Origin of the sequence: Wolbachia endosymbiont of Armadillidium vulgare str. wVulC (assembly GCF_001027565.1) — a bacterium.
Lineage (GTDB): Bacteria > Pseudomonadota > Alphaproteobacteria > Rickettsiales > Anaplasmataceae > Wolbachia.
Genome location: NZ_ALWU01000008.1, coordinates 1 through 19,074, shown reverse-complemented (window position 1 = coordinate 19,074; position 19,074 = coordinate 1). Strand labels below are relative to the sequence as shown.

Annotated in this window: 14 protein-coding genes and 3 pseudogenes; 12 read left to right on the top strand and 5 right to left on the bottom strand. The window is 34.7% G+C overall.

Annotation, left to right across the window (positions count from 1 at the left end):
* Positions 1 to 10: 10 nt before the first annotated feature.
* The 3 genes from wVul_RS04735 to wVul_RS04725 are packed head-to-tail and all read left to right on the top strand — an operon-like array spanning position 11 to position 6,298.
* Positions 11 to 4,663: an NAD-glutamate dehydrogenase gene (locus tag wVul_RS04735; RefSeq protein ID WP_047759388.1), complete on the top strand. Its 4,653-nt coding sequence runs from the start codon at positions 11 to 13 to the stop codon at positions 4,661 to 4,663.
* Positions 4,664 to 4,668: 5 nt separating this feature from the next.
* The gene (gene tatB / locus wVul_RS04730; protein ID WP_047759387.1) at positions 4,669 to 4,959 is read left to right on the top strand and encodes a Sec-independent protein translocase subunit TatB; all 291 of its coding nucleotides are present in this window, start codon (positions 4,669 to 4,671) and stop codon (positions 4,957 to 4,959) included.
* Positions 4,931 to 6,298: a PleD family two-component system response regulator gene (locus tag wVul_RS04725; protein WP_047759386.1), complete on the top strand. Its 1,368-nt coding sequence runs from the start codon at positions 4,931 to 4,933 to the stop codon at positions 6,296 to 6,298. The genes tatB and wVul_RS04725 overlap by 29 nt, the downstream gene beginning before the upstream one ends.
* Before the next feature lie 7 nt (positions 6,299 to 6,305).
* Here the strand turns inward: wVul_RS04725 and recO are convergent, their stop codons facing one another.
* On the bottom strand, positions 6,306 to 7,049 hold the full coding sequence (gene recO / locus wVul_RS04720) for a DNA repair protein RecO (RefSeq protein ID WP_047759486.1): 744 nt from the start codon (positions 7,047 to 7,049) through the stop codon (positions 6,306 to 6,308).
* 122 nt (positions 7,050 to 7,171) lie between these two features.
* Between recO and wVul_RS04715 the strand changes: the two genes are divergently transcribed.
* Entirely contained in the window at positions 7,172 to 7,762 is a 591-nt protein-coding gene (locus wVul_RS04715) for a hypothetical protein (protein WP_179943856.1), read from the top strand.
* 93 nt (positions 7,763 to 7,855) lie between these two features.
* Here wVul_RS04715 and wVul_RS04710 read toward each other — a convergent pair whose 3' ends face one another.
* The gene (locus wVul_RS04710; protein WP_047759384.1) at positions 7,856 to 8,194 is read right to left on the bottom strand and encodes an outer membrane protein assembly factor BamE; all 339 of its coding nucleotides are present in this window, start codon (positions 8,192 to 8,194) and stop codon (positions 7,856 to 7,858) included.
* Positions 8,195 to 8,317: 123 nt separating this feature from the next.
* On the opposite strand from wVul_RS04710, the gene wVul_RS04705 reads away from it, so the two are divergent.
* The 4 genes and pseudogenes from wVul_RS04705 (at position 8,318) to wVul_RS04690 (ending at position 11,747) form a co-directional block, all read left to right on the top strand.
* A complete protein-coding gene (locus wVul_RS04705) occupies positions 8,318 to 9,313 on the top strand; it encodes a ribonucleotide-diphosphate reductase subunit beta (RefSeq protein WP_047759383.1) in 996 nt (331 codons plus the stop codon).
* A gap of 179 nt (positions 9,314 to 9,492) precedes the next feature.
* A complete protein-coding gene (locus tag wVul_RS04700; protein WP_153295583.1) occupies positions 9,493 to 10,221 on the top strand; it encodes an ankyrin repeat domain-containing protein in 729 nt (242 codons plus the stop codon).
* Positions 10,222 to 10,281: 60 nt separating this feature from the next.
* Positions 10,282 to 11,484: pseudogene (locus tag wVul_RS04695) on the top strand (IS256 family transposase).
* Positions 11,485 to 11,486: 2 nt separating this feature from the next.
* Positions 11,487 to 11,747, top strand: a complete 261-nt coding sequence (locus tag wVul_RS04690; RefSeq protein ID WP_047759382.1) for a hypothetical protein — start codon at positions 11,487 to 11,489, stop codon at positions 11,745 to 11,747.
* On the opposite strand, the gene tnpC is transcribed toward wVul_RS04690, so the two are convergent.
* Together tnpC and secA are read right to left on the bottom strand one after the other, a co-directional pair.
* Positions 11,721 to 13,091: an IS66 family transposase gene (gene tnpC / locus wVul_RS04685; protein WP_047759252.1), complete on the bottom strand. Its 1,371-nt coding sequence runs from the start codon at positions 13,089 to 13,091 to the stop codon at positions 11,721 to 11,723. The genes wVul_RS04690 and tnpC overlap by 27 nt on opposite strands.
* Positions 13,092 to 13,220: 129 nt before the next feature.
* Positions 13,221 to 15,872, bottom strand: coding sequence for a preprotein translocase subunit SecA (secA, locus tag wVul_RS04680; protein ID WP_458694597.1), 2,652 nt, complete (start codon positions 15,870 to 15,872; stop codon positions 13,221 to 13,223).
* Between the two features lie 62 nt (positions 15,873 to 15,934).
* Between secA and wVul_RS08785 the strand changes: the two genes are divergently transcribed.
* From wVul_RS08785 to wVul_RS10530, 4 genes and pseudogenes are all read left to right on the top strand, one after another.
* Entirely contained in the window at positions 15,935 to 16,114 is a 180-nt protein-coding gene (locus tag wVul_RS08785; RefSeq protein ID WP_153295581.1) for a hypothetical protein, read from the top strand.
* Between the two features lie 111 nt (positions 16,115 to 16,225).
* Positions 16,226 to 17,020, top strand: coding sequence for a hypothetical protein (locus wVul_RS04675; protein WP_047759380.1), 795 nt, complete (start codon positions 16,226 to 16,228; stop codon positions 17,018 to 17,020).
* 182 nt (positions 17,021 to 17,202) lie between these two features.
* On the top strand, positions 17,203 to 17,490 hold the full coding sequence (locus wVul_RS04670; protein WP_238580405.1) for a hypothetical protein: 288 nt from the start codon (positions 17,203 to 17,205) through the stop codon (positions 17,488 to 17,490).
* Positions 17,491 to 17,545: 55 nt separating this feature from the next.
* Positions 17,546 to 18,390, top strand: a pseudogene (locus tag wVul_RS10530) (transposase family protein).
* 39 nt (positions 18,391 to 18,429) lie between these two features.
* On the opposite strand, the pseudogene wVul_RS09390 reads toward wVul_RS10530, so the two are convergent.
* Positions 18,430 to 19,074 (bottom strand): annotated as a pseudogene (locus tag wVul_RS09390) (hypothetical protein); the annotation flags it as partial.

The following is a 19,074-nucleotide window of genomic DNA, read 5'->3' as shown; positions in this document are numbered from 1 at the left end:
GTTTTAAGAAATGTGTATAAATCATAATGTTAAGGTTGAGTTTTTATTTAAGTTAGTTGATCAAGGAAATCAAAAGGAAAAAGAAAAGATTAAAGAGTTTATAAAATACTTTTATAATTTTGTCTATAATAGTGACCTAAAAGTCAACGATAAATTTCTTTTATACATTGCAGAAGATGCATACAACTTCATTCTCAAAAAAGAGAAAGAAGGAAGTAAATTGGCGGTAAATAATGTAAATGATATTTCAGGGATAGAAGGCAATTTCACTATAATTAAGATAACAAATGATGACATACCTTTTTTAGTTGATTCTATTATTGCCACTATTAAGTCGCATGATTTAACCATATGCTACTACAGTAACAGCATAATTAATGTCCAAAGGAAAGATAGCCTAATAGATAAGATTTATCTTTTGGAAGAAGGTAATGGAATCAAAGAGTCAGTAGTATATGTAATTATTAAAGGTATAAGTGACAGTTTTGTTGATACATTAAAAGAATCTCTACAGAAAACGCTGAAAGCGGTTAATTGTGCTGTGAAAGATTGGCACTTAATGCTGCAAAAGCTGGATGAGGTTCTTGAACAGCCGGAGTCGAACGCTGTAAACAGAGATTTTCTGGCTTGGTTGAAGAATAACAATTTTGTATTTCTAGGTTACCAAGAATACATTGCTAATAAAGATGAAAAACTTGTTCCAAGTGATGAAAAAAATCTTGGTTTGATGAGAGCAAGTGAAGAGTATCAGGATTCATTGATTTTTTCTGAAAATTTGAATTCTTTATACATACTAAGATCAGACCTAATCTCAATAGTTCATCGGCGTACGTACATGAACTGTATAGGGGTGAAAGAATTTAATGACCAGGGTGATATGATAAGGGAACGGCATTTCTTTGGGCTATTTACTTCTGTAGCGGAAGTTCAAGATATTCAAACTATTCCGATAATAAAGAATAAAGTCAAGACAATAGAAAAAAAGGCAGGGTTTGTGCCTGGTGGCCATAACAACAAAGCTTTAATCTCTATCTTACAGACATTCTCTTGTGATGAATTATTCCAGTCAAATGAAGACGAGTTATTTGAAATTTGCACTTCGATCATGTCTCTTGCGATTAGACCAAGAGTCAAATTATTTTTGAGAAAGGCAGGGAACTTTATTAGTTGCATAGTACTGATACCGATGCGTTATGCTAGTGCAAGGCTAATGTTTAAGATACGCGATATATTGAAGGATGAGACGAATGCAGAAAGTTCAGATATTTATAACAATCACATTATCAATGAATATGATTTGATGAAATTGCACGTGGTGCTAAGAACCAAAAGCGCTAGCGTTTTTGATGATGAAGTTTTACGTATCGAGAACAAATTAAGAAACATTACAGAAAAGTGGGAAGATCGTTTTATAGACAATTTATATAATACTTTTAGCACTGTTGAGGATGTATTCATTCGTTACTGCAAAGCGTTTCCAATAAGCTATCAAGAGAATTTTGAACCTCATGATGCGTACTATGATATGAAAAAATTGGAGATAGTGAGAAAGAAAAAAGTCAGCGAAGTTGATTTGAGGCTTACTCGTGACAATCTCAACTATCAATTGAAGGTTTACACTCCAAGCAACGGAGGCCTTGAATTGTCAAAGATATTAAAGGTTACTAAGAATTTAGGAGCTAAGATTCTATCTCATAATGGCTATTACATAGAAATTAACGATGGAATATGGATACACCATTTTGTGTTGTCAAGAGTTGACGAATTGATAGATAACATTATTCTGAAAGAACAATTTGAAATAACGCTTGCAAAAGTATTCAGCAAGGAAATTAAAAATGACTATTTCAACAGTTTGATCATTATTGCTGGGCTCAAATGGAAGGAAGTGCTTCTGATTAGAGCGCTAAGTGCCTATCTAAAGCAAACGTTATTTAACTATAATCCAGAATATATCCAAAAAATAGTATCAGAGTATCCAAAAATAATGAAATATCTGATACAGCTATTTCGTGCAAGATTCAATCCTAATATAGATATTGATAGAACAGAAACTACTAACATTTTCCAAGAAAAAATTGAAGAACTACTAAAAGAGATCAGCAATGTTTCACATGATTGCGTTTTACGTTCGATATTTAACTTGATAATGGCAATTTTGAGGACTAGTTATTATCAAGATGATAAGCCATACTTATCTATAAAATTTGATTCGAGTAGAATGAATGATTTACCTGATCCGCGTCCATATCGTGAATTGTATGTTTATTCAAACCTTTTTGAAGGAATACATCTAAGAGGAGGGAAATTAGCCCGTGGTGGTTTAAGATGGTCGGATAGGACGGAAGATTTTCGCACTGAAGTTTTGGGACTCATGAAAGCCCAGATGACAAAAAATGCGGTCATTGTGCCTGTTGGTGCAAAGGGTGGATTTGTAATAAAGCAAGTTTATAAAGACAAAAACATTTTAAGAGAGAAAGGTGTTGAATGTTATAAGAATTTTATCAGAGGAATGCTTGATATTACTGATAATGTAATTGATGGCAAAATAATTCCACCAGAAAATGTGATTAGGTATGATGAAGATGATCCATATTTGGTAGTTGCAGCAGATAAAGGCACTGCTTCATTTTCTGATTATGCTAACCAAATAGCCTCTGAATATAATTTTTGGCTTGGAGATGCATTTGCATCTGGTGGATCAGCAGGTTATGACCACAAAAAAATGGGTATTACAGCAAGAGGTGCATGGATTGCAGCACAACGGCATTTTTGGAGAATGAATAAGGATATTTACCAAGATGCAACTGTTATTGGAATTGGAGATATGGCTGGTGATCTGTTTGGAAACGGTATGCTGCTTTCAAGAAATATACGTTTAATCGGCGCATTTAACCATATGCATATTTTTATTGATCCAAATCCTGATGCAGAAAAGGGTTTTGCAGAGCGTAAACGCCTCTTTGAATTACCGTTTTCAACTTGGATAGATTACAGCAAAAGTTTGATTTCTCAGGGTGGCGGAGTATTTGAGCGTAGCAGCAAGCAAGTAGACATTTCTCAAGAAATGAAAAAGTGCTTTGATATAACGGAAGATACGTTATCTCCAAACGACTTGATCCGATATCTACTCAAGGCAAAGGTGGACTTCATATGGAATGGAGGAATTGGCACATTTGTTAAAGCAAAGAGTGAAAGTCATGGCATGGTTGGTGATAAAGTAAACGATGAGTTAAGAGTAAACGGTCAGGATATTAGAGCTTCTATGTTTATAGAGGGTGGCAATCTTGGTTGCACACAGCTTGGAAGGGTAGAATATGCTAAAATAGGTGGGTATATCAATGCAGATTTTGTTGATAATTCAGCAGGAGTAATATGTTCCGATCTTGAAGTTAATATCAAAATTATTTTTATGAAAGGAGGGAAAATTTCCTTAGAAAAAAGGAATGAAATACTGGCTAGCATGGTAGACGAAGTTGCATTTAAAGTGCTTGAGGATCATAACAAAATTGAAACAAAAGCATTACTCCTTGAGTGCTTGCAAGCTAAAGAAAGATTGGAGCAGCACCATAGATTATTACTCAATTTAGAGAAATCTGGGCTGTTAAACCGAGACGTAGAATTCCTTCCAGCTGAAGAAGAGATAGCGAGAATGTTAGAAGGTTTCAGTTCTTCTCAGCTTTCTGTTCTGATGTCTTATGCAAGAACAGCAATAAAAAATGAAATTATACACTCTGAGCTACCTGAAAAAGATTTCTTATGCTGTGATTATTTACTAAATTACTTTCCACAAAAGATGGTAACAGAGTTCAAGGATTCCATACTGAAACATCAACTTCGCAGGGAAATTATTTCTACTTGCATTGCAAATGATGTAGTAAATAGGATGGGCTGTATATTTATTAATAATTTGGTTGAGAGTACTGGAATTAAAGTACATGAAGCAGTTAACATATATATCGTTGTCAATCACCTATATAATTTAAGTAGCCTTTGGCAGGGAATTGATAAATTGGATGGAAAAATAGATGTTGATTCATACTTGCAAATAGTGAGAAATGTACAAAAATTTATTGGTAGAGTATCATTTTGGTTAGTAAAAAATCTTGATCTTGTAGAACTAGATGGTGTTGCAGAATTTAGGGGTGCAATTGAAACTTTAGGCCATGATGTTTTAGATGAGCACCTGTTAAATGTCTATAATCATGGATACACTTCTTTAGTAGAACTTGATATAAATGAAGATCTAGCAAAGAGGGTTGCTGATCTACGTATTCTTATTTATGCGCTGGACGTTATATCTGTTGCTGAACAGACGTCTTTGTCCATTTTTGAAGCTGGTAGAATATACTTTGAATTAAAGTCGCTGCTAAGGTTTAATATGATCAGAACAATTGCCATCAATATGAAAAGCCGTTCTTCCTATTGGGATCGCAGCTTAATTAATGACTTATTGGATGATTTAAGCAATTATCATCATAAGCTAGCTGTTAAAGTCATAAAAGCTACTGATAATCATGTAGATAAGGTTCAAACTTGGGCTTATAGTAATAAGGATTGCATAGAACGTTACAATAGCTTTTTAAATGAGATGACTGCTTCTAAGCTTGATTTAAGCAAATTAATATTCATAATCAGAAGAATTAAAGTACTTGCTTCGTAGGAAAAATGTTTAACATAGGTTTTTCAGAAATTTTAGTTGTAGCTTTAGTGAGTATAGTTGTTCTTGATAAGAGTAAGGTACCTGTATTTCTTAATCTTATTAAAAATATATATAGGTATTTTGTGATTGTAAAGTCAAGAATTAGGAAATTGTTAAAGGATGCCGGGATTGAAGACTTATATGAAGAGTGTAATACTGAGAAAGTCAATTACATAGTTGGTGAAGATGGCAAACTTTATCCTGCTTATAATGTAGATAATACAAAAAATGACAGCAAAGATCCTAGTAGTAGATGATATACCATCTAATGTTAAGCTTTTGGAAGCTCAGCTAAAAGCAGAGTACTATACAGTTATAGTAGCTCACGATGGCGAAGAGGCGATTGATTTAGTAGCGAAACAGCAGCCAGATATTATCTTACTCGATGTTATGATGCCAAAAATTAGTGGTTTTGAGGTTTGTAGGGAGCTAAAGAATGATCCCTTAACGACTCATATTCCAATAATTATGGTAACTGCGCTGCATGACATTCACGATAGAGTGCAAGGCATTAATGCTGGTGCAGATGACTTTCTAACTAAGCCAATAGATGAAACTGCTTTATCTGCGAGAATTAAGTCTCTTATGCGCTTAAAGACAGTAATAGATGAATTACGCTTGAGAGGAGAAACTAATGCTGAGATTGGCGGAGTAACAGGTATGGATTATTCTAACCAAATCTTTGATGCTAGCATACTTGTTGTAGATGAAGACGTCTTTCAAGCAGAGCAGATATATAATGTACTAAAGCAGCGCTTTAGTTCAATTAGAATACTGAGTGATCCAATGGAGGCATTAAAGGTTGGTATTAAGGATAACTACGATCTTGTTATTTCTGGCATGCAATTTTCAAAAACTGATGGCTTACGTTTGTGTTCTTGGTTTCGTAGTAAGGTGGAGACACGTTATACACCAATTCTAATTCTTTCTGAGGATTATGATAAAAGCAATTTAGTAAAAGCACTTGATGTAGGTGCTAATGACTATTTAACAGTACCTTTGGATGAGAGTGAATTAATAGCTAGGGTTAATTCGCAAGTGAAACGCAAAAGATATCAAGATGCCTTGAGAATGAATTTATTTAATAATGTGGAGATGTCTATAAAGGATCCACTTACTAACTGTTATAATAGAAGATATTTTGATGCACACTTAAGAAACATTGTTAAGGATTCCATGGAAAAGGATAGAAGTTTGTCCCTTATGATGCTTGATATAGATTATTTTAAGATGGTGAATGATAACTTTGGGCATAATGCTGGAGATGAATTTTTAAAGCAAGTGCAGAAAAGAATTTCTGAAAATATCAGAGTGACAGATTTATTGGCTAGGTTTGGCGGTGAGGAGTTTGTTGTTGTAATGCCAGATACCAGTATATCGGATGCATGTACTATTGCGGAGAGAGTACGCAAAATCATTGCTAAAAAGCCTTTTATACTTGCAGATAAAAATACAGCTCACAATTTAACTGTGAGCATTGGAACCGCAGAAATGCAAAAATCTGACCTTGACAATATTAAAGAATTTATAGTACGTGCCGACAAATATTTATATAAAGCAAAAAACAGTGGTAGAAATAGAGTAGTTGCTGGTTGAAATTCTTTCAAAGAGGTGGTGACTCAGATTCAAATGATAGCATAAAATTTCTCAACTCTGGAAATTTCACATTTAACTGCAAAAATAGATATTTATTTAAAAAATGCCCTGTAATTTTCAGTCCTAGTCTAAATTCTTGATATGAGTAGCTGTTTTGTAGGGTGTTATTGTATACATCATGCAACATTTGTGGAAAAGGTAGTAGTTTATCTGCATAACAGTCGCCTGCTTTTTTCGACACTGCTCTACCAGTTTTTGGAGAAATAAATTGCAGATTTTCTTTCACACCTGTTACAGCACATTTTGATAGGTCTAACTTAAATCCAAGTTGCGTAAGAAGCAGAAGCTCTAAGTTAAGGTAATAGCTTTGCCAAAATTGGCTATTGTATTTAATTACATCGATGAAGTGTCTAAAATTGTCATACAACTCTGTACAGGATTCACTATCTGGAAGGACTTTTTCTAAGATAGAGGAAAAAGAAATAGCAGCAATGCTTTTTAACCTATCTTGAAAAAAATGATGGAATGGAGATTCAATTAACTCGCACTTTAAAAAACCTAGATTTTCAGGTAACTTAGCACTCCATTCTACATGTAATAAATTACTTATTTGAAATTTATAGTTGCTATTGTTTGTTAATCTAGTTAATCCTCTGCACTTTCCATGATTTCTTGTAAATAGAGAAAGAATTAAATTTCTATCACCGTATTTTTTAGCAGCTATAATAACACCTTCATCTTTCCATCTCATTTGGAGTATATTGACCATATAGAAATATAAGGTTAATACGGCAAATTTGGTTAAGTCAACTGAAATATATTGACTTTACGTGCAATATTAGCTTTAAACCAGTAAAATAAGCTGCTCGACATATGCGTTTTTTCTATTTTAATTATATTCTTTTTTTGTCTCTATGTTGTTTTTTGCTTTTTTCAATGAAAGCCCAAACCGATGATACGTCAGTTATTCCTATACCACAAAGGAAAAAAGGATTAGTTGAACACGCGCAACCAAGGCAAATTATTGAAATGCAAGAAATTGATGAGGGTATTCCAATTCCAAAAAGAAAAAAGGGTGTAGAGAGAAAGCTAGGAGAGGATATCAAAGAGGCAAAAAATGAAATAAGAGACAAAAAAACCGTTGAAAGCAAAAAGGATGAGTTAGTTGTAACAGAAATTATTAACTCTATAAGGGACAAGCTGACAGAGTGTTGGAGCATTCCTGAAGGCATAGTTTATAAGGAAAATTTTAGTATAAAAATTAACTTATTGTTATCCAATAAAGGTGAGGTCATTGTGGCCAATATAGCAGACAGTATTTCCTATCAAAATCATCCACTTTTTAGGTCAATAGCAGATAACGCAATGCGTGCAGTATATAAATGTAGCCCGTTAATTGGCTTGCCTGCTGAGCACCATCACATTTGGCGCGAAGTCACATTGGATTTTATTCTAAATAGGTAAAATAAACTTTTCACATTACTCAAACTACTTCCATGCGATTCTTCGATGACAGTACTCAAGCGGCAAAAAACGGGCAGCACAACTAGCAAGTTTTCAATAAATGACGGTTAAAGACCTCTCTGCAACGTTGACTTCTCTTATATCTGTAATTTCACCGCTCTGATCGAACGAAATTTGCAGAGATTTACTGCTGTACTTCCTTTTTCCCAAGAAATTAGCTTGTTTAATTTTATATGAGACATAGTACCAAACGTTTTCATCGAACTTTGATACTAATGTTGGTGATCCTAAAGTATGAACCACTTTTTCTTTATCATCACCTACTTTTATCTTGCTCCACAGTTCAACATTAATGCCAGGAACTCCGCGATTATGAATAGTGTGTGTGCAGCTCACTGTGAATAATAAAATAAAAGATATTAATGCTCGCATTTTTGTTGATAAATCACTCGAAGCTATAATACACTAATAAATTACCTGCCGTCAAATTTCAAAAAGTTAAATTGACTAATATCGCTTAATATAGTATTTACTTCAAAGATAATTAGGTGTCTTATGTCGTTATTAGAATCGGATCCAATATACAAGCCTTTTAATTACCCTTGGGCATATGATGCATGGCTCCAGCAACAAAGGATACACTGGATACCTGAAGAAGTTCCGCTTGCTGATGACGTGAAAGATTGGAAAACTAAACTTTCGAATGTGGAGAAAAATTTATTAACCCAGATTTTTAGGTTTTTTACTCAAGCAGATATTGAAGTAAATAACTGCTATATGAGGCATTATTCAAATATATTTAAGCCAACAGAAGTATGTATGATGCTTGCAAGCTTTTCCAATATGGAGACTATACACATTGCAGCCTATTCATACCTTCTAGATACGATTGGCATGCCAGAAAGTGAATATCAAGCATTCTTAAAGTATGATGCTATGAGAAAGAAGTATGAATACATGTTAGAATTCGAGGAAAGCAAAAAACACGATAAAAAACATGTAGCTAAAACTCTAGCAGTGTTTGGTGCATTTACCGAGGGGTTGCAGTTATTCGCATCATTTGCAATTTTGCTCAATTTTCAACGCTTTGGAAAAATGAAAGGCATGGGACAAATAATTGCCTGGTCAGCCCGTGATGAAACTTTGCACACCAATTCAATTATCATGTTGTTTAATACATTTATTAAAGAGAATAATGAAATTTGGGACGACGAGTTTAAAGAGGAATTATATTCTGCATGTCGCACCATCGTTGAACTTGAGGATGAATTCATAAAGCTTGCTTTTGATTTCGGAGACGTTGAAGGACTATCCGCAGAAGAAGTGCGCAATTACATACGCTACGTAGCAAACAGACGGTTAATGCAATTAGGTCTTGAGTCCATATATGATGTTAATGATAATCCTGTTCAGTGGCTTGATGAAATACTAAATGGCGTGGAACATACGAATTTTTTTGAAAATAGAGTAACAGAGTATAGCCGTGCAGCAACTCAAGGCACATGGGAGGAAGCTTTTGCTGAAAACGATACAAACAGTAAAGAGCAGTAATTACACCCTTTTTTATCATTCCAGCACTTTATGCTGGAATCTGAAAAGAGGGGCTGCTGGTTTGATATTGTAATAACTGGGTCATAAAATAAAAATCCTACCATATTTTCTTAAATTTTCATTGACATCAACTATACACTATGATGAAATTCCCTAGTTTGTGCTAAGAGGTAGTATCAATGTTCAAAGCAATATTAGAAGAGGTTAACAGTAGTCCAGATCTAAATAAGGAGAATTTAATTGATAGAATTAAAGATGAGCTAAAGAAAAGAAATCAACTTATATATGATGATTGGAAAAAAAGCGAATTTGATATAAATCATCTATTTATACAGGATTTTATATTAAGTAAATTAGCTAAAGATGATGAGGAATTACTAAAGCTCTTCATGAATCAAGGAGAAACTCTTTTGTGTGTTGCTGCTAGACATGGATGTATAAAAGCAGTAAAAAATCTTCTAGAAAACGGGGCAAAGACCGATATAAAAATTAAGTATGGCGCAGCTCCTTTACATGAGTCTGCTGCATATGGGCATACGCAAATAGTAGAAGTCTTACTAAGAAAAGGAGCAAAGGTTGATTTACAAAGCGAAGATGGATTGACTGCTTTACATTATGCTGCTTGCCACAATTGTACACGAGTAATCGAAGCTTTATTAGAGAAAAGAGCAGATATTAATATACAAGATAAAGATGGAAGAGCTTCTTTGCATTATGCTGCCGAATGTGGATATACAAGTACGGTAAGACTTTTACTAATAAATAGAGCTAATATCGATCTACAAGATAAAGATGGACATACTCCTTTGAATTATGCTTGGCGTAGTAAATATCCAGAAACAGCAAAACTTTTACTAGAATGTGGCGCAGATCCATCATTTATTCACAGGCCTAAAGGGGAGTGTTAAATAAACTGTGTCAAACCAAGAAATAAAAATATAATTGATATAAAAAAACGGAGGTTTGACATGAGTCAAGTAAATAAAACTACCGGATTGGTAGATTATAAAGAATTAGAAACCTGTCGTCTATACGAGAAGGAAGACCGCTAACAGGAAGAGATGACACCGTTTATAAAAAAGCTGCTTGAGGCAAGTCTGGAAGGTGAAATAGAACACCACTTGTCTGGTGAAAGCGAAGAAAATAATCGAAGAAATGGGAAAAACTTTACGTACAAGTGCAGGCTCATTTGAATTGTTAACACCAAGAGATAGGGAGGGAAGCTTTGAACCTCAAGTAGTTAGAAAAAGACAAACAAGCCTACATCCCGAACTTGAAGCAAAGGTCTTAAGCACATTTGCCAGTGGTATGGAGATATAGCGTCACATGTTGAGGAAATTTATGATCACAAAATATCTGCAGCAGAAATATCAAGTATTACCGACAAATTGCTACCGATAATCAATGAATGGCGCAGTCGCCCACTGCAATCTGTATACCCGATAGTGTTCATGGATGGCATGTTTTTTAAGGTCAAGGAGGATGGGCATTGTGTAAGTAAATGTATGTACAATATATTGGGCATAGACCAAAATGGTAAAAAAGAAGTACTGGGCTTTTATTTAGCTGAAAGCGAAGGAGCTAACTTCTGGTTGGGTGTATTAAATGACCTAAAAGAGAGAGGTATAGAGGACATTCTGATAGCTTGTGTAGATGGACTAAAAAGCTTTCCTACAGCAATAAATAATGTGTTTCCTAATGCAGAAGTACAGCTATGTATAGTGCATCAGATAAGAAATTCATTGAAATATGTATCTAGCAAAGATGTGAAAGTTTTTATGAATGATTTGAAAAAAATATATCGTGCTACAAGTAAAGAAATTGCTGAAAATTATTTGCTTGAGCTGGAAGAAAAATGGGGCGAAAAGTATCCGTTAGTTGTAAAATCTTGGCAGAATAATTGGGAAAATTTGTCCAGTTATTTCAAGTATTCAGGTCCAGTTAGAAAGTTAATTTATACTACTAATCCTATTGAGGGGCTGCATAGGCAGATCAGAAAATTTACTAAGACCAAAGGCTCATTTACCAACACAAACGCCTTGTACAAACAGGTATATTGTGCTATAAAAAAAGTAGAGCAAAAATGGGTCATGGCTTTGCCTAATTGGGCATTAACTATTTCTCAGCTTGATATTTTCTTTCCTAACAGATTGAAAATTCAGTTGAGCTAAAAATGTGGTTTGACACAGTTTATTTAACACTCCCGCCTAAAGCAAAAAAAGCAGGAGTTATTGTAGGTGTTACAGTTGCTATTGGGGTTCTAATAGCACTTGTTCACGTTACTACGTTATCTTTACTGTCAGGAGTTGATATTAGTATAGTATCTGCACTAATAATCGGTGGAATTTACTATGAGGTTGCGTATGGAGTATCAGAGTACTCATTGAGTAGTGAGGTATCTGTTCAGCTAAGCGGTGTGAGAAACGATAGATAGAAGATTGTGAAAAGGGTTTAACTCCCTTTGTTTCCAAGTTAAGTATAATGAAATTATCCTCTCAAGGAATGTGTTTCCTCGCTGTGATTGGGTAAAATATGAATTTTTACGGTAAACGACATAGTGTCGTATCTGTTGTTCAGCATGATTATTTGTCAATGGAATGTTTTCTGAATCATTCAAAAAATTCCACATCATTCTTTCAGATTTCAAAATATTTTTTGCAACTCGAGAAGCTCCTATTGCTTCAGGTAAGTGGAATATCTCCTTCAAGTAATACCTTGTACGTTTTCGCAACTTTCTGGCACGTCTAGTAAATCTTAAAACGTCTATTTCACTTTTTAGTAAAGCTTTTTTCAGTGCAAATAATTCAGTAGCTACGTTTCTTAAGTAACAGCCCAGAACTTTGACTTCGATGTTCCAACTATGCACTAACCTTTCAAAATCTCTTGATAAATGTGCCCAGCAGATTTGCCTGTTTTTATCGGCAAAGTAGTTGTATGCTGCATATCTGTCAGTTACTACTAAGCTATTGCGATTGCAGAACTTACTACTTTGTAAAACCTTCATTCCTCTTGACTCTGTAAATTTTACAAAACTTGCCGCATTGCTTGCAAACATCCAGCACCAACCAAGCTTACCCTTATTGTAATGGCTGGTTTCATCGATATGAAGAATTTTGCTTGTACTTACTTCTTGTTCGATCTGCTCATACATTTTTTTGCATTTTGAAGCAACTCTATGTTCACTATTTGATATGCTACCGACGCTTATGTTCAAATTGAAGATATCATTTACGACACTCGCTATTTCGCGTTTTGAATTTTTGTAAAACCCGCTGAACGCTGCAATTATTGACTTAACCCTTGGTCCAAATGTATCTGACGTAACACCTTCTGGTAACTTACTGCTTCTCCTTTTCCCGCATCTCCGGCAACGACCTTGCTCCAGCTGATATTCCACTACATAAGGCTTGATTTCCGGAAGATCAACTTTTTGGTGAATGTACGGTTTCTTGTATATTGCGATCTCCCCTCCACATTCGCAAGTAGATGACAACTCTACTTTTACCACTTCATCTGCGTTCATTTTAGCGCGATAATTGCCATTGTGCCCAACCTGACCGCCAACATTCCTTTCGCTTTTTGGTTTGTCCTTTTTTATTTTGTATAGCTCTTTTGAGCTAGGCAGAGATGAGTTTTTTGAATTTAAACCGAGCCTTTCCTTTAATTCAGCGTTCTCTATCTTTAAAGCCTTGTTTTCTGCTTTTAAATTTTCATTCTCTCTTTCCAGCCTTTCTATTTTTTGCTGTAAATTTTTGCAAAGTTCTAAAAGGTTTACCACATTACCTCACTTTTGCTCTATGGTTATCTTTTTAGATTACCTTGTCTACCTTATTCTGCCACTCTCCTGAACGGATACGTAGTGAGTTAGATGATATTGATATTAGCAGCTATAGCATGCTTGTAACAACTAATTCAATACAGTAGTAACCGCGCCATGGCAGTGTTTGTATTTCTTCCCGGAGTTACAAGGGCACTTGTCGTTTCTTGAGACTTTGGGAAGTCTGATATTTTTAGCAGGGTGTAACCTGTTGCCTATTTCTTGGTTGTCTGCCAACTTAAAGTGTGCTAGGCGGTGAATGGTAAGTTCCTTCCATTTTTCAAGCATCGACTCAAACATCAAAAAAGCTTCACGTTTAAATTCATTCAGTGGGTCTTTTTGCCCCATGGCACGCAAATTTATGCTTTGTCTTAGGCTCTCTAAAACCGAAAGGTGTTCCCTCCATAAATGATCAAGTGTCATGATCATCACTTGTTTCACTATCGTATTCCACAAATCTGTAGTTTGTTGACTATTGAAATATTTTTCTTTCTCAGTAAAAAATTCTTGTATCTTATCATTTACATAATCTAAGGCTTCTTGTTTATTCAAAAACTCTTCTAGAGCTTCCTTGTTAAGCGTTACCCCATACCTTCTATCGAATTCTTTGGCAATATCTTCAACATAATCCTCGTAATAACCACTTTGTACTATACCTTCTATTACATCCTCATTTACTTCACTATATACTTCAACTAAGTCGTTGATTTCATTATTTAAAATATTATTTCTCTGCTTAAAAATAACCTTACGTTGATTGTTGATTACATCATCAAACTTTAACAAAGACTTCCGCACATCATAATTTCTAGCTTCAACTTTCTTCTGTGCCTTCTCAAGTGCTTTATTAATCCATGGATGATGAATAGCCTCGTTGTTCTTTAGTCCCACTCTTTGTAAAAAACTCCTCATTCTATCAGATCCAAATATCCTCATTAAATCATCTTCAAGTGATAAAAAGAACTTAGAAAGCCCAGGATCCCCCTGACGGCCAGAACGGCCACGCAGTTGATCATCTATTCTTCTGCTTTCATGCCTCTCGGTTCCAATAACACATAAGCCACCAGCTTTTATAGCAACTTCCTTATCTTTTTTTACTTTTTCAACTATTTCTTGATATTTTTTCTCTCTTTCATCAGCATTTTTTATTTTCTCGAGCTCTACCTTTACAATCATTTCAGCATTCCCACCAAGCTGAATATCAGTTCCACGTCCTGCCATGTTAGTTGCTATAGTAATGCTTCCTGGTACTCCAGCTTGCGCTATTATGTATGCTTCTTGTTCATGATAACGAGCATTCAATACTGAATGCTTAAGAGAATGGCTTTGCAAAAGTGTAGAAAGTTTCTCAGAGTTTTCAATACTTACTGTGCCAACAAGGACCGGTTGAAGGCGTATATGGCATTCTTCTATGAACTTCAACACAGCATTAAATTTTTCTTTTTCTGTGCCATAAATTTCATCATCAATATCAACTCTTTTTACAGGTACATTGGTTGGAATTTTTACTACATTTAATCTGTATATATCACGAAACTCTTCTGCCTCTGTTGCTGCTGTTCCCGTCATTCCGGAAAGTTTATTGTACATACGAAAGTAATTCTGAAATGTGACCGATGCTAAAGTTTGGTTTTCATACTGAATTTCAAGATTCTCCTTCGCTTCAAGTGCCTGATGAAGACCATCGGAATATCTCCTGCCCTCCATCATACGCCCAGTAAACTCATCAATAATCACTACCTTGCCATCCTTTGCTATATAATCTTTGTCAGCAGTGAACAGCTTATGTGCACGCAATGCTTGGTCTATGTAGTGAGTCATTATCATATTGTTGGTATCATAAAGCGAAGAATTTTCAGGAATGAGATTATATGACTTCAGTAGTTCTTCCACTCGTGAAATACCATCTTCAGTCAAGAACACCGTCCTACCTTTTTCATCTACTTCATAATCAGAGTCAACTAATTTGGTCACTATTTTATTGATATGCTTATATATCTGATTGTTTTCCTCAACTGGGCCAGAAATAATAAGCGGAGTGCGAGCTTCATCAATGAGTATTGAGTCCACTTCATCAACTATTCCGTAGTGAAAGCCTCTCTGAACCATGTCTTCTTGAGAGAATTTCATATTGTCCCGCAAGTAATCAAAGGCAAGCTCGTTATTTGTGGAATACACGATATCTGCACTGTAAGCCTCTTTTCTCTCTTCATCTGTCAAGTTATTCGTAATAAACGCAACAGAAACCCCAAGAGAATTATATAATTTGCTCATCCATTCTGTGTCTCGTTTTACAAGGTAGTCGTTAACAGTTACAACGTGCACGCCTTTCCCTTCTAAGGAATTTAGATATGCTGCTAAAGTTGCAACAAGTGTCTTTCCCTCTCCTGTTTTCATTTCTGATATCATGCCATTATGAAGGACCATTCCACCAATTAGCTGAACATCGAAGTGCCTCATACCAAGAAATCTTCGCGATGCTTCGCGTACAACCGCAAATGCAGGTATTAGAAGGTCATTTAGTGTTTTTCCATTTTTCAATTCTCTTTTAAATTCCGCGGTTTTACCAGCAAGCTCCTTATCAGATAAGCTCTGCATTTCTGGCTCTAGCACATTAATCTGCTGAACAATTTTTCTGAAGGACTTTATTATCTTCTTGTTCGTTGATCCAAATATCCTTTTTATAAAAAGAAGCGACAATGTAAAAATGAAGAATATAAGAATAGTTGTTAAAACTAACATAGAGTCTGGCATAAACTTGGGTAAAGTCTTATTTAATATGAGATTATATTACTAAACGTAGCTTGCGGCAATTAGATTCAGAAAATCTTTATTTACACACTAAGGAAAAGCTTCTTGCAGACGAAATGTTAAAGAATCTGCCAAAAGGGTTTAAAGATTCTCCGGTCAAGTTAGTTATCAAACGTTCCGAAGATCCAACTTTAATTTTAACTTTACCAAGAAAAGCAATACCTCATTACTAAGAAGTGGCTGGTTATATAATGTTTATCCATACCTAATTAAGTATATTAATGGGTAAATGAATTTTAATACAATCTTATTATACTTATACACACGTTGTATAGAATGAAGGTATGGAAGATTTTATAACTGCAAGAAGGAAAGATGATGCTGTGATATCTGTTTGTCAGGATAATAAGAAAAAAAACGTGTTAATCTCGGGACTCAATCAAGCCGCAAGGGATTTATTAAAATATGAAGAAGACAATTTACTTAATAAGCCGTTAATCAATATTTTGAGTACAAGAGCAGCCGATGATGTGAAAAGCTATTTAGAGTATACTGAAGATGGACGCGATTTGCCGGATATATTGCCAAAAGTGATAGGTTTTTCCTTAATTGACGCTAAAGGAGAAGATATAAAAACAAAGGTAAAAGTTTTTTGCACAACGCAATTTACTAATAGCAAGATTAATTATGAGCTATTGATACGTGACATTAGCCTGCTTCATAAGTTAAGAATATTTAGGGATAAATATCTGATGGGTAAAAAATATGAAAAACACAACTTGTTTGATATACCAAACAATGAGTCCACTATTTTGGAGTTGTATGTTCTATTGAGTTTTGCTTTTCAATACCAAATTACTGCAGTTATAGGAATAATAGGCTTAAATAGTAGCTGTAACGAGGCAAATGATGCACTAAAAATTGTCATAGAACATTTCTATCAAAATTGCCGTAGTGATGATTTTCTAGGATGTATTGATGAGAATAAGGTGCTTTTTATTTTGATTAACTGTGATGCAAAGAACACATCTAAAATAGTTAATCGTATACATTCTGCCATTAACAAGCAGTTATTAAAGCGAAAACTACTAAGTATATCAATAATTTATGGGAATGTAATAAAAAGCATAGTGTCTTAAGATTCAGAGACACTTCTGTAGATGTGTAGTTTATTGTTATCTGAAATTCTTGACTTCCAATTTGGAAAATGCTATTATTATAATAGGTTATGTGAGGTAAGTATGTGTGCGCCAAGAAAAGCGTTTAGAATACAGTTGGTCAACCTAGGCAAAGTCTAGCCAATAGCCTAGAACAGACCATTATGGTGCGTAAGGTAACGAGCGTATCAAAGCTAATGGAATGGACAACACAGGGTGCAACGAAAGTGAAGGTATTGAGTCCCGAAATTTGTTATGACATAGAGGTTGACATTTTCCATGAGATGGAAGACAGCATGAAGGGTAACAACAAGGCAAGTTATCACTCACTCTATCGGGATCTGAGGCCGTGTCATGTGTTGAAATGGATTCTAAGTGAACTTGGGAGATCCTTTGTATTCCTAAAAGGTGCTCTGGAACAAGTCAATAAAGGCAAGGACTGGAGGAAGTGACCTTACCCAGAAAAAGTAGAGAGGAAGTTAAGAAGTTTTTTCAAAGAGGTGTGATATGACAAAAAGAAGAGAACATACAGCAGAATGCAAAAATGAAGACTGGAAAAAGAAACAGGTCAATCATCAGCAAAAATAGGAAGAGATTTGGGTATTAGCGGCTAAGCAGGTGGGTAAAAACATACAATCCCAGGAAAAGGAACTTGTGACAAAGAAAAGTTTGATTTAAAGAAAGAGCTGGCAACGAGAGAAAGAGACATTTTAAAAAAAGCCCTGGGATATTTTGCAAACCAAAAAGAGTTTTTATAAAAGAACATGAAAACTGCTATAAAACACGGGAATTATGAAGGTTTTTGAACGTATCTGCTTGTATAGATGGATTACTCAGAAAAAAACAATAAGAGAAGAGCTCATACAAAGAAAAGCATCACAATGCAGGTACGGAGCTCCTAAACTGAATTAAAGGCTTTAGGTAAAATCAAAACAATGTTATGCAGAAAAATGGCATTCAAGCTAAGCTTAGATGAAGGTTTAAAACCACAAATAACATATTGAATCAGAATTTCACCACTGATCAACCAAACAAGATATGGGTTTACGTACATAAAAACCAATGAAGGATGGTTGGCAATAATAGATTTAGTTGATAGGCATAGATATGGCTATTGATAGGCGCAAATCTGCTTATAGCAATCAAGGATCACAATACACCTCTAAAAATTATCAATTTTTACTGAGTACAAAAAGTATTATTTCTAGACAAAGGTTGTTGTTATGATAATGCTGCTTCAGAGAGCTTTTTTAGTTCACTCATACTCATTGATACTTCACAACACCGCAATATTTGAATATATAGAAATTTTTTATAATAAACAGCGTAGACATTCTACATTGCATTCCTGAACTTTTTATTTTCATAGCAAAAACTTCTTTACTTCCTCTCTACTTTTTCTGGGTAAGGTCAGTGTTAGGGAGAGTAAAAGAGGTAACTTCTATTGAATCTAACTCCTTTTGAAGATCAAAAATTGGGTACATTCGCTCTTTCACTTCCTCCTCCAATGGTGGTGCTGAAGGCGTTAATAATTGTCCGCTATCGCTAAGATCTATTAAATCTTCCACATCCTGTTCTTTTTCTGTTTGTTCTAGCTCTTTTTCATTTTCAGTGTTGGTTGCTTTATCTACGTGTTTTGGTCCTTCTATAAAGTCTTCTATTTCCTTTGCAAAACCTTTCCAACAGTATATCTTTATTAAGAAAGCTATACCTGCTATTGCACATGCTATTATAGCAGGTGGAACTGCTAACAAGGAATAACAGAAATACTGATCTACTGTTGGACCTCCAAATATAATATGACAATAAAATGGACAGAGGAAAAAGAACGCAAATGAAAATACAATGGTAATCACTGATATAGTATATACACGTTTTATCGTTTTAATTCTTTCCTTTTTACTATTAAGGCTTTGGTATGTTTTTTTAACACCAGCTTCATCATCCTTTACATAAGCTTTTAGTTTCTTTTCTATTATTTTTGTAAGCTCATCTTTCAGTATAGAATAATATTCCTTTGGATAAGTTCTGGATAT